The organism is Kribbella sp. NPDC055071, from assembly GCF_053608045.1.
Genome location: NZ_JBSGUS010000034.1, coordinates 12,585 through 27,122, shown reverse-complemented (window position 1 = coordinate 27,122; position 14,538 = coordinate 12,585). Strand labels below are relative to the sequence as shown.

Here is a 14,538-nt window from a genome sequence, read left to right as displayed (position 1 = left end):
CAGGAGGGAAAGGCATGCGTGCAAGAGTCCGTGTCATGACCACCGTCACGGTGGCCGTGGCAGCGACGAGCTTGTTGCTGGCTGGCTGCAGCGGCGGCACCAACACCCATCAGGTGGCCGAGGTCGGGTATTCGTACCCGACGGTCCACCCGTCCACGCCGATCCAGCATGTGGTGGTCATCTTCGGCGAGAACATCTCGTTCGACCACTACTTCGGCACGTACCCGAACGCCACCAACGCGGACGGCACGCCGTTCAAGGCCGCCCGGCACACGCCCAAGGTGAACGGGCTGTCCAAGCAGCTGCTGACGAACAACCCGAACGCATACAACCCGAAGCGGCTGGCGCCGTCGCAGGCGCTGACCTGCGACCAGAACCACGGCTACGGTCCGGAGCAGAAGGCTGCCAACGGCGGCAAGAACGACAAGTTCGTCGAGAACACCGAGACGAACAAGTGCACCGGGCAGCCGGTCCTGTTCGGTGAGCCCGGCCTGGTGATGGACTACTACGACGGCAACACTGTCACCGCGATGTGGAACTACGCCCAGCACTACTCGTTGAACGACAACTCGTTCGACACGGTGTACGGCCCGTCCACCCCGGGCGCGCTGAACCTGATCTCCGGGCAGACCCACGGCGGCCAGGCCGTCAACCCGACGACCGGCCAGCCCACCACGGACGCGTACGCCGTTCAGTCGCCGGACAAGGACGGGATCGGCACTATCACCAACGACCCCGACCCGTACTACGACGACTGCTCGAACAACAACGGCAAGGCGACCAACAACCTGGCCGTCATGCACGGGCAGAACATCGGTGACCTGCTGAACGAGCGCCACGTCACCTGGGGCTGGTTCCAGGGTGGCTTCAAGCCGACCAGCACCGCCAACGGCAAGGCCGTCTGCGGCGCAACGCACACCAACATCGGCGGCATCGCGGCAACGGACTACAGCCCGCACCACTCGCCGTTCCAGTACTACAAGTCGACCTCGAACCCGAAGCACCTGCCGCCGAGCTCGGTGAAGGCGATCGGGTACACCGACCAGGCCAACCACCAGTACGACACCTCGGACTTCGACGCGGCCGTCGCGGCGAACAACCTGCCGTCGGTCAGCTTCCTGAAGGCCGGCGAGTACCAGGACGGTCACGCCGGTTACTCCGACCCGCTGGACGAGCAGGCCTTCATCGTCAAGGAGATCAACCAGCTGCAGAAGTCGAAGGAGTGGTCCTCGACGGCGGTCGTCCTGGCCTACGACGACTCCGACGGCTGGTACGACCACGCGAAGTCGCCGATGATCAACGGCTCCCAGGACCCGGCGCTCGACCAGGCCGCGGCCTGCGGCAAGGCTCCGGTCTCCGGTGGCTACGCGGACCGCTGTGGCTTCGGTCCGCGCCTGCCGCTGCTGGTGGTCTCGCCGTACGCGAAGACCAACCACGTCGACCACGCTCTGACCGACCAGTCCTCGGTGCTGAAGTTCATCGAGGACAACTGGCGGACCGGGCGGATCGGTGACCACTCGTTCGACGCACGCGCCGGCAGTCTGAACAGCATGTTCAACTTCTGGCAGCGGCCGAGCAAGAGCAAGCTGATCCTGGACCCGAAGACCGGGGCCGTCGTCAGCCATTCCTGACCAGTAAGAGTTAGCCGACGCCCTGGTCGACGAGAAAATCGTCGATCAGGGCGTTGACTTCTTTCGGGGACTCGAGCGCCGCGAGATGGGCCGACTGCTCGAGTACGACGAAGCGCGCGCCGGGGATCGAGTCCGCCATCTCCTCGGTTTCGGCCACCGGGAACGTCCGGTCCTCCGCGCCGGCGACCACGAGCACCGGCGTACGGATCTGTCCGAACAGCTCTCGTTGGTCGGGCCGGCGGGGGACCACGCTGGTGACCGCGTGGCGGCCGGAGCCGATGTTCACACGACCGGCCAGGTCGTTGACGATGGCAACGACATCGGGCCGCTCGCGGGTGCTGGTCGGGCCGAGGAAGGCATCGCGGACGGGATTCCGGAGCGGTCCGCGGATCCCGCCGAGTAGTTGAGCCGTCCGGGTGAGTACGCCGTACTCGAGCTTCTGGCGCAGGCCTGCCGGTGATGCGGTCGCATTCATCAGTACGGCGATGCCGGTCCGGTCGGGGTGGAGGGCGGCGAACGTGCCGCCGATCATGCCGCCCCAACTGTTGCCGATGACATGGACCTGCTCGACGCCGAGCTCGTCGATGATCGCTCGGATCACCTCGGCGCATTGCTCGAAGGTGAACGGCCCCTCGAGTGCCGAGCTGCCGCCGTGCCCGGGCGGATCCACGAGCACGACCTGGAACCGGTCGACGAAATGCGCGGCCTGTCCGGCCCACAACGTGCCGTCCATCAGCAGACTCGGCCAGAACAACATCGCCGGCCCGTCACCCCCGACACGCAGCCGGATCCGGCCCAGCACGGTCTCGACGTACCGATCCTTCACCCCGGTCAGCGGCATGACAGAACGCTACCGCTCACCCCGACGGAACCGAGTCAGCCAGGCGCGTCGCCAACTCCTGCACGTGCGCGATCAGCTCGGGCGGGGACTGGATCTCGAAGGGGCGGCCGATCAGCCCGATATAGAGGGCGAGCTGGTCGAGAGTGTTGCCGCCGGTCTCGACCAGCGTCGTCGATGCGTCGACCGGAGTCACCGTCGCGACGTTGGAGCCGAACTTGTCCGTGACCTCCTCGAGCGACGCGTGGACCAGCACCCGTGCCTGGTAGCGGTACGCGCCGGACGCGATGCCGCGCTCGGTCCGGTCCAGCTCGGGTACGTCGCGGGGAGTGAAGCGTGGCCCGGTCGGGATGCGCGGCTCCAGCCGGTCGAGACGGAACGTGCGCCAGTCGGCGCGGTCGAGATCCCAGGCGACCAGGTACCAGCGGCGGCCCATGTGGACCAGGCGATGCGGCTCCGTCGTACGGGTCGTCGCCGTACCGTCGTGGTTGCGATAGTCAAAGCGCAGGCGTTGGTGGTCGCGCGACGCCGCGGCGACTGCGAGGAGCACATCCGGTTGCACCGACGGTCCGCCGCCAGGGGTGACGGCGACGTCCTGGAGGAGCTTCACCCGGTATCGCAGCCGGGACGGCAGGATCTGTTCGAGTTTGGTCAGCGCGCGGACCGACGATTCCTCGATCCCGGCCACACTCCCGGTCGCAGCCGCGCGCAGTCCGACGGCGACGGCGATCGCCTCTTCGTCGTCGAGCAGCAAGGGCGGAAGCGCGGCTCCGGCGCCGAGGCGGTAACCGGAGACACCCGGTACGGCGTCGACCGGGTAGCCGAGGGTGCGGAGCTTCTCGACGTCGCGACGGACCGTACGCACCCCGACGCCGAGCTCGGTGGCGAGCGCGGCGCCGCTCCAGTCCCTCGGCGACTGCAGGAGCGACAGGAGTTTGAGGAGACGCGCGGAGGTTTCCAGCATGAATCTCAGTGTGGCATCCAGTTAGGACTGAAGGTGTCCTAACCGGATGACATCGTGGATTCCATGATCAAGCCTTTCAGGATCGAGATTCCGCAGAGCACCCTCGACGACCTGGCCGCCAAGCTGGCCGCGACCCGACTCCCGGCGCCGTTGCCGGGTGACGACTGGGACACCGGCGTACCGGTCTCTTGGTTTTCCTCGTTGGTCGACTACTGGCGGACGTCGTACGACTGGCGTGCGGCGGAGGCCGAACTCAACGCGTATCCGCAGTTCACGACCGAGATCGACGGACAGCGGATCCACTTCCTGCATGTCCGCTCGGCCGAGCCTGACGCGCTGCCTTTGCTGTTGACGCATGGATGGCCGGGGTCGATCGTCGAGTTCCTGGATCTGATCGGGCCGCTCACCGATCCGGTCGCGCATGGTGGTCAGGCTTCGGACGCCTTTCACGTGGTCATCCCTTCGCTGCCTGGGTTCGGGTTCTCGGGGCCGGTGTCGAAGAGCGGCTGGTCGAGGACCCGGGTGGGTGAGGTTTGGGCTTCGCTGATGGAGGAGCTCGGGTACGAGCGGTACGGCGTACAGGGTGGTGACATCGGTGGGGCTGTGTCGCCGGCGGTGGCGCGGGCGGCGTCGGACCGGGTTGTCGGCGTACACACGAACGGCGGGCCGTCGTTGCCGCCGTACCCGGTGCCGGAGGAGGAGTTGAAGACGCTGACTCCGCTCGAGCAGGACCGGATCGCGCGAATCGGTGAGTTCTTGCAGAAGGAGATCGGTTACATCGCGATCCAGTCGACCCGGCCGCAGACCGTCGCCTATGGGCTGGTCGACTCGCCGGTCGGGCAGCTGGCCTGGATCATGGACAAGTTCATGGCGTGGACGTATCCGGCCTCGAAGTTGCCCGATGCGGTCATCGATCGGGACCGGCTGCTGACCAACGTGATGATCTACTGGCTGACCGGGACCGCGGGCTCCGCGGCGTACGTCGGGTATGCTCAGCAGGAGCCGTGGGGTACGAAGCTGGAGAACTCCGGGGTCCCGACCGCGGTCCTCGCCTTCGCCCACGACGTCCCGGTCCGTCGGTACGCCGAACGCGACAACACCATCACCCGCTGGACCGACGTCGACCACGGCGGCCACTTCGCCGCCTTGGAGGAGCCGGAGCTCCTGCTGGCAGACGTCCGGGAGTTCTTCAGCGACCTGCGCTGAAGCCGTCCAGGAGCGCGTGCAGTCCTGGTTCGAAGTGATCGCCTGGGGTGGCGCCGTCGGCCGCCGCGGCGAGGAGGTTGTAGGCGGGGTCTTCGGGCGCCGGTTTACGGCTGCGGCTGGTGCCGTTGCTGTGGTCGGCGCCCAGGGCCATGGTGAGGACGGCCAGGGTGAGAGCGTGGCCGATGGTGAACTCGCGCAGGCAGCGGGTGAGCCGCAGCGCGTCGGCCGGCTCGAACCGGCTCGCCTGCAGCAGCTCGATCATCCGGTTGCCGGTGGCAATGGCAGCGGGGGAGCGGACCGGGCGGGATGCGAACAGAACAACGGCGTTCGGGTGGGCGAGCAGGGTGTCGCGAAGGCGTTCGCAGTACGCCGCTGACACCTCTCGCCAGTCATTTGCCCAGGGCAACGAGTCGCTGTCCAGCCGGTCGAACAGGAGCTCGGCGATCCCGTCGTACAAATCCTCCTGGTCGGTGTAGTGGCGGTATGCGGCCATCGGGTCGGCGCCGAGCTCGGCACCGAGTTTGCGCATCGAGAACTTCGCCAACCCGATCTCATCGATCAGCTCGAGCGCCACGGTCGCGATGTACTCGCGGTTGAGCACGGTCCGCGTCGGTGGAGTCCGCGTCGGCGGGGTGCGGTCAGCCATCGATGAACTCTTCCAGTCGGCGGGCGAACTCCTCGGGGTACCGCTGATAACCGAGATGACCGCCCGGGAACTCCAGACACGGCACGCCGAGCTCCGCGCTCAACAGCTGCGCCGGGCGACCGTAGTACCGGCCTTCGCTCTTCACGCCGACGCCGAACGCCCACCGGACGGGCGCCTCGCGCAATGCCGCGAGGTCCGGCTCGTAGCGAACGAATGCCGGCATTTCGAACCGCATCAACTGGTCCGCGTTGCCGAACAGCCGGTTCATCTCGTTCTTGGGTGCGAGGCGCTTCGACAGCCAGACACCGGCCGCACCGATCATCCGACCGACTCGTGCGTCGAAGATCCTGGTCGGCCGGTCCATCGTGCTGGTCGCGAACTTGAGCATCGCGGGTACCGATCCCTCGCGGTCGACGATCCGTCCGAGGTCGTCGAAGTACGCCGTCCACTGTGCCGCATCGGGCAGCACGCCGAGCACCGGCGCCTCGTGCACGACCGCACCACTGACTCGCTCGGGATGCGACTCGAGCAGGCTGAGCGTGATGAGTCCACCGGCGCTGTTCCCGAACACGAACGCCTGCTCGAGGCCGGCCTGATCCAGAATCGCCACCACATCGGCGGCGTGCGCCGCCGGCCCGACCTCACTCTCGCTTCGCGCTGTGGAGGGGCTGCGGGAGTTGCCGCGGCGATCGAGGGTGATCACGGTGAACCGCTGCGACAACTCCCGAACCAGATCGCGGTACATCGCGACATCGCCACCCCCACCCGGAACCAGCACCACCGCCGGCCCATCCCCACCCCGCTCGACATACAACGAACCGGTCCCTGTATCTACGCTGTAGATCATATCTACAGTGTAGACATATTCCGTCCCGCCCGGCCACCGGTCCCGGCCGTTCCACCCGGTTCACCCGGATTCGGCGTGGTCAGTCGAAGTCGGTGGAGGTGGTGAGGTGAGCCCAGGCGATGGCTTCTTGGGCTCGGGAGGTGGAGGCGCGCTCGGCGTGTTCGAGGGCGTCTTTGCCCAGGAGGAGGCGGAGGGGCGGGTTGTCGATCGCGACGATCTCGAGGATGGCTCGGGCTGCCTTGGCCGGGTCGCCGGCTTGGTTGCCGTCGGCTTCGAGGCGGTAGCGGTTCAACGCGCCGACGGTCTCCTCGTAGTCGGCCCCCACCGGAGCGATCGTCATCGACGAACCACCCCAGTCGGTCCGGAACGCGCCCGGCTCGACGATCGTCACCTTGACACCGAACGGCTTCACCTCGTTGTTCAGCACCTCGGAGAACCCTTCGACGGCGAACTTCGCGGTCTGGTACGCGCCCATGCCCGGCGTGCCACCGACTCGTCCACCGATCGACGAGAACTGCAGGAAGTGCCCACTCCGCTGCTCCCGGAACACCGGCAGTGCCGCCTTCGTCACGTTGACGACCCCGAACAGATTCGTCTCGAGCTGCGCCCGGAAGTCGTCGTCGGGCGTCTCCTCGATCGGTGCACTGTTGGCATACCCGGCGTTGTTCGCCACCACGTCGAGCCCGCCGAACGCATCCAACGCTGTCTGTACGGCGGACTTCGCGGCCTCCGCGTCCGTGACATCGAGCGGAGTCGCCCGGATCTGCTCGCCGTACTTGGCGACCAGGTCGTCGAGCTGCTCGGGCTTGCGCGCGGTGGCGACTACCCGGTCGCCGGCGGCCAGTACTGCCTCGGTGAGCGCGCGGCCGAGGCCGCGGGAGCTGCCGGTGATCAACCAGATCTTGCTCATTCTGAATCCTAACTAACCGAACGGTTGGATACATCACCAGCTAACCAACCAGTTGGTTGGAAATCAACTAATCGGTTGGTTGGTACTCTGGGTGGCATGCAGCAACGGAACGCGGATCGGACCAGGACGCGGATCCTCGCCGCCGCCACGGAGGAGTTCTCGGCGCGGGGGATCGCGGGTGCTCGGGTGAGCCGGATCGCGGACGTGGCCGACTGCAACAAGGCGATGCTCTATGCGTACTTCGGCAACAAGGACGGGCTGTTCGATGCGGTGTTCACCGCGTTCGTGGAGGCTTATCTGGATGAGGTGGGGTTCGACGTCGCGGACCTGCCGGCGTATGCGGGCCGGGTGTTCGACTACTTCGAAGCGCATCCCGATCACCTGCGGCTCTCAACCTGGTATCGGCTGGAGCGGCCGCAGGGTGAGCCGTTGGAGGCGATCCTGGCGGTGAACGCGAGCCGGCTGGAGGAGTTGCGGCGTGGTCAGCGGCGACGGGAGGTGCCGCGGGACTTCTCGGCGGTGAGTCTGCTGTCGCTGATCCAGGCGATCGCGACCAGCTGGTCGTCGATGAATCCGGAGTTCGGTCCGCAGGGCCTGCCGGAGGCGTCGCGACGGCGCGCGGTGGTGATGGCGGTGCGGAAGCTGCTGAGCTGATTTCGGGTCCGGGAGATTCTCAGCTGATTCATTGGTTGACTCGATGGAGTTCTCAGCCTTGCGAGCTCTACTCGTAGCAGAGGGAACTTGGCTGAGGAGGGCAATCACCATGAACGACGGCACTGGACGGCAGGACGCTGGACAAGAGCCTGCGCAGCACCCGGGCTACTGGCAGCAGCCGACCGGACCCCAAGAGTCCGGCCCGCACCACGCCGGCCAACAGCCGACGCAACCCATCGAAAACCAGTCACCCCCGCAGCACCCCACAGCCCAGCAGCCTGCAATGCAGCAGCCTGCCGGGCAGCAGCCTGTGGGGCAGCAGCCTGCGGGGCAGCAGCCGTCAGGGCAGCAGCCTGTGGGTCCTGGGTTTGTGGGGGAGCAGGTTGGTGCGGGGCAGCATGCGCAGCAGGTGGCTGGGGGGCAGTATGGCGGGCACTACCTGGGTGGGCAGCCGCCGTACGGTGGGTATCCGCCGTATCCGTTCGGGGTGCAGCAACAGCCGGCCCCGAAGAAGCGTGGGCGGCGGTTGTTCGGGGCGGGTGTGCTCGGGCTGGCCGCGGTTCTGGTTGCTGGATCGGTTGCTTGGGGCATCGATCAGCACAGCTCCGGCGGCACCTCACAGCTCTCGCAGCAGCAGATGGACCCGGCCGCGGTCGCCGCGAAGGTCTCGCCTGGTCTGGTCGACGTGAACACCGTGCTCGGATACGAGGGTGCACGAGCGGCGGGGACGGGAATTGTTCTCACCTCCGACGGTGAGATCCTGACGAACCACCACGTGGTCGAGGGCGCGACGTCGATCAGCGTGACGGACATCGGCAACGGCAAGACGTACACCGCGAGTGTCGTCGGGTACGACGAGACGCACGACATCGCCGTACTGAAACTGAACGACGCGTCCGGGCTGGAGACCGCGAAGACCGGTGACTCGGACAAGGTCGCGCTCGGGGACGACGTGGTCGGTGTGGGTAACGCGGGTGGCGTCGGCGGTGCGCCGAGCTACGCGGCCGGCGACGTGACCGGGCTGAACCAGTCGATCACCGCGACCGACGAGAACGGACAGGACCCGGAGAATCTGACCGGCCTGATCCAGACCGACGCGAACATCCAGGCCGGCGACTCCGGCGGCCCGCTGGTCAACTCGGCCGGTGAGGTGATCGGCATCGACACCGCTGGAGGCAGCGGCAACAACGGCGGCCAGGGACGTCCTGGTCAGACCGCTGCGACCACTGGTTCGAGTACGGCGAACGCGGTGCTGACGGCGTTCGGCGACGGATCCGGTAACGGCAACGGCTTCCCAGGATTCGGCAACGGCAACGGCTCGGGTGACGGATCTGGCAACGGGACGGGTAACGGGAGCGGTACGACGACGCAGGGATACGCGATCCCGATCAACGACGCGCTGGCGGTCGCGCAGCAGATCGAGAACGGTAAGGCGTCGGCCACCGTGCACATCGGAGCGTCGGCGATGCTCGGGATCTCGGTCGTCACGGCCCCCGGTGTCACCGGTGCCGCGGTGGGCGACGTGCTCGCCAACGGCAAGGCCGACGAGGCCGGTATCACCGCCGGCGACGTGATCACCTCGTTCGCCGGACACGCGGTCGACTCCCCGGACACCCTGTCCAGCCTGCTCAACAACCAGCACCCCGGCGACAAGGTCGACGTCGGCTGGGTGGACCAGTCAGGTCAGTCCCACAAGGCCACGATCGAGCTGATCACCGGCCCGGTCCGCTGACCAACGAAGAACTGACCAACGAAGAACTGATCACCGGCTCGCGTTGGTGATCGCCGAGCAACACAACTGAACCCGGTCCGCTGCTACCAGCGCCACCCCCCTCGCTGACAGCGGACCGAACGATCGGGCCCGACGCCTCCACCCCCTGAGGCGCTCCGGGCCCGATCGGTCTGTCCAGCCAGGAGTCCCGTTCGGAGTCAGGGGAGTAGTGCCTGTTCGAAGGGCTTGCGGTTGGTTGTGGTGAAGTCGTGTTCGCGCTGGGACCAAGCGATTCGGTCGGAGATCTGTTGTGGGGTCGCGTCGATCGAGTCGGGCCGGATCTCGGCCCAGAACCGGGCGTTGCGGGCTTGGCGTTCCAGCATCGCGTCGATGACAACGCGCCGCTGCGAGGTCGTGGTGCCGTAGGCGTCCACCAAAATCTTCAGCTGTGTCGCCTGAGCCTCAACCGGTGGTGCGTCGCCCTTCGACGACACGCACCAGAGCCAGGCCGTGTACCCGAGGTCCTCCAGTGGGCTGCCCGGGGCGGCGGTGTCGAAGTCGATGAACGCGACCGGCCGACCGGTTCGGAACACGACGTTGGTCGGGCCGGGATCGTGGTGGCAAACGACTTCGTGGTGACCTGCTAGTTCGCTGCCTCGCGTCGCGTCGTGGAAGGCCCGCAACAGCGTTCCGACTCCAGCTACTTGGTCGTCGGTCCAGCGCTGGAACTTCGCTGGGACCCAGCCGTCGATGAAGCTCAGAATGTCTCGCCCGGCGTCGTCCTGGCCTAGGTACCGTGGCGCCCCGCCGAACCCTTGGTCCTCGAGCAACCGAAGAAGTCTCCCCGAGAACGCAGAAGAAGCCGCCGAGACCGGCCGTCGAACCGTCTCCCCGACGCGGACGATGCCCTTGGTGATGCGTCCGCCGGTCAAGGGAATGCCGGCCTCAGCTGGATCGACCACCTGCGGAGTCTCCCACAGCCGGGGTGAGGGAACGATGCGGTCCATTTCTGCCTGCGGTGAACGCTCGTTTATGCTGTGGTGACAAGTAAACAGTTGTTCACCACTGTGAGGATCTCCGCTTGATCGTCCGTCCGTCCGCTCATCCGCGCCTGATTCTGGGAGTACTCGCGTTCTGCGGTGTACTCGTCGCGATCAGTCAGACCATCGTCGTACCGCTCCTGCCCGCGCTCCCCGGGATCACGCACAGCTCCATCTCCGACGTGAGCTGGCTGATCACGGTGACACTGCTGACCGGGGCCGTGTTCACGCCGCTGCTCGGCCGGGCCGGCGACATGTACGGCAAACGCCGCGTGCTGTTGATCGCGCTCGGCTCGATGGTGATCGGGTCGTTGCTCTGTGCAAGCAGTTCGAACCTGATCGTGCTGATCACCGGCCGGGCGTTCCAGGGCGCCGCGATCGCCGTCGTACCGCTCGGCATCAGCATCCTGCGCGACGAACTCCCGGCCCGCCGGGTGATCCCGTCGATCGCGATCATGAGCTCGACCCTCGGCGTCGGCGCCGCCTTCGGGATCCCGGCCGCGACGCTGGTGGTGGAGTACGCGAACTGGCACACGATGTTCTGGATCAACCTCGGTATCGGCCTGCTCGACATCGTCCTCGTCCTGCTGATCGTGCCCGAGTCCGCGGTCCGCACCAGCGGCCGCTTCGACGTGCTCGGCGGTCTCGGCCTCAGCGCCTTCCTCGTCTGCCTGCTCCTCGCGGTCTCCAAGAGCAGCACCTGGAGTACGCCGACCATCACCAGCCTGTACGTCGTTGCCGCGGCGATCGTCCCGTTGTGGGGCTGGTACGAGCTCAGGACCGCGAGTCCGCTCGTCGATCTCCGGGTGTCGGCGCGTCCCGCCGTACTCTTCACGAACCTCGGCGCGCTGCTGATCGGTTTCTCGTTCTACGCCAACTCGCTCTCGACCGCGCAGCTTGTCCAGGAGCCGAAGTGGACCGGATACGGGCTGGGGGCATCGATCGTCGTGAGCGGCCTGTGCCTGCTGCCCGGTGGTGTCGCGATGGTCCTGCTGTCACCGGTCTCGGCCCGGATCTCCTCCGCGCGCGGCCCGCGGTTCACGCTCGCGATCGCGTCGGTCCTGATGGCCGCCGGGTACGTCGTCAGGCTCTTCACGAGCAGCAATATCGCCGGGATCGTGGTCGGGGCGACCGTGGTCTCGGCCGGAACCGCGGTGGCGTACTCGGCGCTTCCGGCGCTCATCATGCATGCTGTCCCGGTGACCGAAACCGCCGCGGCGAACGGCCTCAACACCCTGATGCGCACGATCGGGTCCGCGATCTGCAGCACGATCGTGGCGACGGTGCTGGCCGGAGTGACGATCACGCGGGACAGCCAGGTCGCGCCCGCGTTGTCGGCGTACCTGATCGTCTTCGCGATCGCCGGCGTCGCGGCCGTGATCGCGGCGGGGCTGGTGCTGCTGATCCCGGCCCGGCGGCGCGAGCCGGTCGCCGCGATATGACGGATCAAGAGGGCCGGGCCGCGATCCTGCGGGCGGCACGGAAGGCGTTCGCGCGGCACCCGTACACCGTGGTCACACTGCGCGGGATCGCCGCCGACGCGGGCGTGAGCGCGGCCCTGATCGTGAAGCATTTCGGCAGCAAGGAATCGCTGTTCGAACAGGTCGCGGACTTCAGCGAGGCGGCCGAACTGCTGCTGGCCGGACCTGACGACGAGCTCGGCCGGCACGCGGTCCTGACCCTGGTGAACTACCGCCGCGAGAACAACCAGGACCTGCTCCTCCGGGTCGTCTTCGCCGCCGGCAGCGGCGACGAACGCGCACTGATTCGCGAACATTTCCGCGATCAGGTGACCCGCGCGTTCGCCGCGCGCCTGACCGGTGCCGACGCGGGCCTCCGAGCCGAGCTGATCACCGCCCAGCTGCTCGGACTCGGGGCCACCCTGGCTGTCGACAAGACCGGTCCCGTGGCGACCGCCTCCCCTGAAACGATCGCCGACGTCTACGCACCCAGCCTGCAGGCCCTGATCTCTTAGGGCCGAGTACTAGGGCTGGACGAACATCGTTCCCATCATTCCGGCGTCGGCGTGGCCGAGCAGGTGGCAGTGGTACAGGTACCGGCCGGGGAAATCGCCGAACCGCATGATGATCCGGACCTTCGCACCCGGCATCACCGTGACACTGTCCTTCCAGCCCGCTTCGAACGGCGCCGGCGGTACGCCGTCCCGGTCGAGGATCTGGAACCGGACCAGATGCGTGTGGAAGACGTGCGGGATGGGCAGATCCGGGGTCTCGCCGTTCACGATCGTCCACACCTCGGTCGCGCCGAGCTTCGGCTTGATGTCGATCCGCTTCTCGTCGAACGGCAGCCCGTTGATCACCATCTCGCCTTTGGCCTTGTCCAGGTTGAGCTGGAAGGTCCGCCGTACCTTCGCCTGCGACTCGCGCAGCCGCTCGATCGGCACGAGCATCGACGGCAGCGCGTGACTGTGACCGGTGGCCTTGACCACATCGAAGCGCATGATCTGCAGCGGAGCACCGAAGATCGAGGAGTTCAGCACGATCTGCGATCCGACCGGGTACTTGCGGAAGTCGATCACGACCTCGGCCCGCTCGGAAGGTGCCAACGGCAACTTTGTCACCGGAGTCGGTGCCGTCAGCAACCCTCCGTCGGTGCCGATCACGTGGAAGGTGTCACCGGCACCCAGTTGCAGCTCGTGCAGGGTGTCCACCGACGACCCGTTCAGCAACCGGAACCGGTAGCGCCGCTGCTCCACCTGCAGGAACGGATGCGGCTTCCCGTTCACCACTGCGACCTCGCCGAAGAACTCGCCGGCGGCAGGGTCGGGCAGCCGGAACGTCCCGTCGGCGTTGAACGACCGGTCCTGGATCATCAGCGGTACGTCGTACTTCCCACTGGGCAGCCCGAGTTTGTCCTCGTGCGGATCGGTGATCAGGTAGAGCCCGGTCAGGCCCTGGTAGGTGTTGAAGCTCTCGTGGTGATGGACGTGGTCGTGGTACCACAGCGTGGTCGCCGGCTGGCGGTTCGGATACAGGTAGAAGCGGTCCCTTTCCGGTGCGATCTCGTCACCCGGCAGCCCGTCCGAGTTCGAGGGCACGTTGCCGCCGTGCAGGTGGACGGCAGCCTCGCCGGGGAGCTTGTTGCGCTGCCGTACGACGATCGGCCGGTTGCGACGGGTCTTGATCGTGGGGCCCGGGAAGATTCCGTCGTACCCCCAGATCGGCGTGCCCACGCCGGGCAGGATCTCCTGCACCGCCGGCTTGATCGTGACGTCGTAGTAGTCCGTGCCCGCCACGCTGAACTTCGGCTTGAGCACCGGCGGTACCACCAGCGGCGTGTCGAACAGCTTGACGGGCGGTCCGGCGGCAACTGCTCGCTGCGCGAACGCACCGGTCAGCCGCTCGGCCGGCACGGCCGCTGCGGCACCGGCCAACAGACCCAGCTTCAGGACATCTCTTCTCTTCATGCGGTCTCTCCCGTAGTGCGGGCTCGCCAGGGCACGCCGAAGACGACGGCGGCGACCAGGACGAGCGCGAAGGTGTAGCGAAGGGTGACCAGCGCGACGCCGGTCAGATGCGAGGTCAGGTCGCCGGTGATCTGCTCGTCGAACAACCAGCCGTGTGCAAGCACCTCGGGTGCGCTGAACACGGCCGCGACGATCGCGGCGCCGACAGCGAACGCAAGCCGCTCCGGTACGCCGTCCCGGAGCCCGAGGCGGCTGGCTGCGACCGCGACCAGCATCAGTACGGCGATGCTGACCGGCAACGCCAGCGTGGAATCCCGCAGAAAGTGCAGGAACGGACTGACCTCATGACCGGCCGCGCCGTGATGCCCGGCGTGAGCCGCCGGCGCGTGATCCGGCAGGTAGACGTAGTGCAGCACCCAGCCGACGGCGTAGTTCTGGATCAGGCCGAGAACGGCCACCTTTCCGAGCATGCCGTCCAGCCTCCGGCCAGACCCGCGCCGCCCACATCGGTGACAATTGCCCATCCCGAACGAATCCAGGTACCTAATTTTCCGCCGCGTATCTTTCACGGGTTGAACAGGCGTCTTAGAATGTGGGCGAGGGGTCTTGGCGCCGGGTGTGACGCCGTTAACATGGTTGACCCAGGCCGAGAGGCGCTGCGACG

At 67.1% G+C, this 14,538-nt stretch carries 14 protein-coding genes; 6 read left to right on the top strand and 8 right to left on the bottom strand.

The features are described 5' to 3' along the window. The first annotated feature begins 35 nt into the window (after window positions 1-35). Window positions 36-1,631 (top strand): phospholipase C, encoded by a 1,596-nt coding sequence (locus ACWF4Z_RS35235; RefSeq protein WP_452247552.1) that lies wholly within the window; start codon window positions 36-38, stop codon window positions 1,629-1,631. Window positions 1,632-1,641: 10 nt separating this feature from the next. Here the strand turns inward: ACWF4Z_RS35235 and ACWF4Z_RS35230 are convergent, their stop codons facing one another. Then, entirely contained in the window at window positions 1,642-2,472 is an 831-nt protein-coding gene (locus ACWF4Z_RS35230) for an alpha/beta fold hydrolase (protein WP_452247551.1), read from the bottom strand. Window positions 2,473-2,488: 16 nt separating this feature from the next. Further along, window positions 2,489-3,433 carry a helix-turn-helix transcriptional regulator gene (locus ACWF4Z_RS35225; RefSeq protein ID WP_452247550.1) on the bottom strand — a complete coding sequence of 315 codons (945 nt, stop codon included), beginning with the start codon at window positions 3,431-3,433 and terminating at the stop codon, window positions 2,489-2,491. 63 nt (window positions 3,434-3,496) lie between these two features. Between ACWF4Z_RS35225 and ACWF4Z_RS35220 the strand changes: the two genes are divergently transcribed. Next, window positions 3,497-4,639 carry an epoxide hydrolase family protein gene (locus ACWF4Z_RS35220; RefSeq protein ID WP_452247549.1) on the top strand — a complete coding sequence of 381 codons (1,143 nt, stop codon included), beginning with the start codon at window positions 3,497-3,499 and terminating at the stop codon, window positions 4,637-4,639. Here ACWF4Z_RS35220 and ACWF4Z_RS35215 read toward each other — a convergent pair. The 3 genes from ACWF4Z_RS35215 to ACWF4Z_RS35205 all read right to left on the bottom strand — a co-directional run bounded on the left by ACWF4Z_RS35215 (window position 4,623) and on the right by ACWF4Z_RS35205 (window position 7,042). Continuing rightward, window positions 4,623-5,285 carry a TetR/AcrR family transcriptional regulator C-terminal domain-containing protein gene (locus ACWF4Z_RS35215; RefSeq protein ID WP_452247548.1) on the bottom strand — a complete coding sequence of 221 codons (663 nt, stop codon included), beginning with the start codon at window positions 5,283-5,285 and terminating at the stop codon, window positions 4,623-4,625. The two genes, ACWF4Z_RS35220 and ACWF4Z_RS35215, sit on opposite strands and share 17 nt — an antisense overlap. After that, window positions 5,278-6,132, bottom strand: a complete 855-nt coding sequence (locus ACWF4Z_RS35210; protein ID WP_452247547.1) for an alpha/beta fold hydrolase — start codon at window positions 6,130-6,132, stop codon at window positions 5,278-5,280. Before ACWF4Z_RS35210 ends, ACWF4Z_RS35215 begins: the two co-directional genes overlap by 8 nt. A 79-nt stretch (window positions 6,133-6,211) precedes the next feature. Next, window positions 6,212-7,042 (bottom strand): oxidoreductase, encoded by an 831-nt coding sequence (locus ACWF4Z_RS35205; protein WP_452247546.1) that lies wholly within the window; start codon window positions 7,040-7,042, stop codon window positions 6,212-6,214. Window positions 7,043-7,138: 96 nt separating this feature from the next. On the opposite strand from ACWF4Z_RS35205, the gene ACWF4Z_RS35200 reads away from it, so the two are divergent. Further along, on the top strand, window positions 7,139-7,696 hold the full coding sequence (locus ACWF4Z_RS35200; protein ID WP_452247545.1) for a TetR family transcriptional regulator: 558 nt from the start codon (window positions 7,139-7,141) through the stop codon (window positions 7,694-7,696). A 409-nt stretch (window positions 7,697-8,105) separates the two neighbouring features. Continuing rightward, window positions 8,106-9,428, top strand: coding sequence for a S1C family serine protease (locus ACWF4Z_RS35195; RefSeq protein ID WP_452247544.1), 1,323 nt, complete (start codon window positions 8,106-8,108; stop codon window positions 9,426-9,428). Between the two features lie 197 nt (window positions 9,429-9,625). Here the strand turns inward: ACWF4Z_RS35195 and ACWF4Z_RS35190 are convergent, their stop codons facing one another. Next, window positions 9,626-10,369, bottom strand: a complete 744-nt coding sequence (locus ACWF4Z_RS35190; protein WP_452247543.1) for a phosphotransferase — start codon at window positions 10,367-10,369, stop codon at window positions 9,626-9,628. Window positions 10,370-10,488: 119 nt separating this feature from the next. On the opposite strand from ACWF4Z_RS35190, the gene ACWF4Z_RS35185 reads away from it, so the two are divergent. Then, a complete protein-coding gene (locus ACWF4Z_RS35185; protein ID WP_452247542.1) occupies window positions 10,489-11,889 on the top strand; it encodes an MFS transporter in 1,401 nt (466 codons plus the stop codon). Next, a complete protein-coding gene (locus tag ACWF4Z_RS35180) occupies window positions 11,886-12,422 on the top strand; it encodes a TetR/AcrR family transcriptional regulator (protein ID WP_452247541.1) in 537 nt (178 codons plus the stop codon). The genes ACWF4Z_RS35185 and ACWF4Z_RS35180 overlap by 4 nt, the downstream gene beginning before the upstream one ends. Window positions 12,423-12,431: 9 nt before the next feature. Here ACWF4Z_RS35180 and ACWF4Z_RS35175 read toward each other — a convergent pair whose 3' ends face one another. Together ACWF4Z_RS35175 and ACWF4Z_RS35170 are read right to left on the bottom strand one after the other, a co-directional pair. Next, window positions 12,432-13,874, bottom strand: coding sequence for a multicopper oxidase family protein (locus tag ACWF4Z_RS35175; protein WP_452247540.1), 1,443 nt, complete (start codon window positions 13,872-13,874; stop codon window positions 12,432-12,434). Beyond that, window positions 13,871-14,344: a hypothetical protein gene (locus ACWF4Z_RS35170; RefSeq protein ID WP_452247539.1), complete on the bottom strand. Its 474-nt coding sequence runs from the start codon at window positions 14,342-14,344 to the stop codon at window positions 13,871-13,873. Before ACWF4Z_RS35170 ends, ACWF4Z_RS35175 begins: the two co-directional genes overlap by 4 nt. Window positions 14,345-14,538: the final 194 nt, after the last annotated feature.

Coding starts and splice junctions, on each gene's coding strand:
- ACWF4Z_RS35220 (WP_452247549.1), top strand. CDS start 3,497: ATGATCAAGCCTTTCAGGATCGAGATTCCGCAGAGCACCCTCGACGAC.
- ACWF4Z_RS35205 (WP_452247546.1), bottom strand. CDS start 7,042: ATGAGCAAGATCTGGTTGATCACCGGCAGCTCCCGCGGCCTCGGCCGC.
- ACWF4Z_RS35230 (WP_452247551.1), bottom strand. CDS start 2,472: ATGCCGCTGACCGGGGTGAAGGATCGGTACGTCGAGACCGTGCTGGGC.
- ACWF4Z_RS35200 (WP_452247545.1), top strand. CDS start 7,139: ATGCAGCAACGGAACGCGGATCGGACCAGGACGCGGATCCTCGCCGCC.
- ACWF4Z_RS35170 (WP_452247539.1), bottom strand. CDS start 14,344: ATGCTCGGAAAGGTGGCCGTTCTCGGCCTGATCCAGAACTACGCCGTC.
- ACWF4Z_RS35180 (WP_452247541.1), top strand. CDS start 11,886: ATGACGGATCAAGAGGGCCGGGCCGCGATCCTGCGGGCGGCACGGAAG.
- ACWF4Z_RS35215 (WP_452247548.1), bottom strand. CDS start 5,285: ATGGCTGACCGCACCCCGCCGACGCGGACTCCACCGACGCGGACCGTG.
- ACWF4Z_RS35175 (WP_452247540.1), bottom strand. CDS start 13,874: ATGAAGAGAAGAGATGTCCTGAAGCTGGGTCTGTTGGCCGGTGCCGCA.
- ACWF4Z_RS35210 (WP_452247547.1), bottom strand. CDS start 6,132: ATGATCTACAGCGTAGATACAGGGACCGGTTCGTTGTATGTCGAGCGG.
- ACWF4Z_RS35225 (WP_452247550.1), bottom strand. CDS start 3,433: ATGCTGGAAACCTCCGCGCGTCTCCTCAAACTCCTGTCGCTCCTGCAG.
- ACWF4Z_RS35235 (WP_452247552.1), top strand. CDS start 36: ATGACCACCGTCACGGTGGCCGTGGCAGCGACGAGCTTGTTGCTGGCT.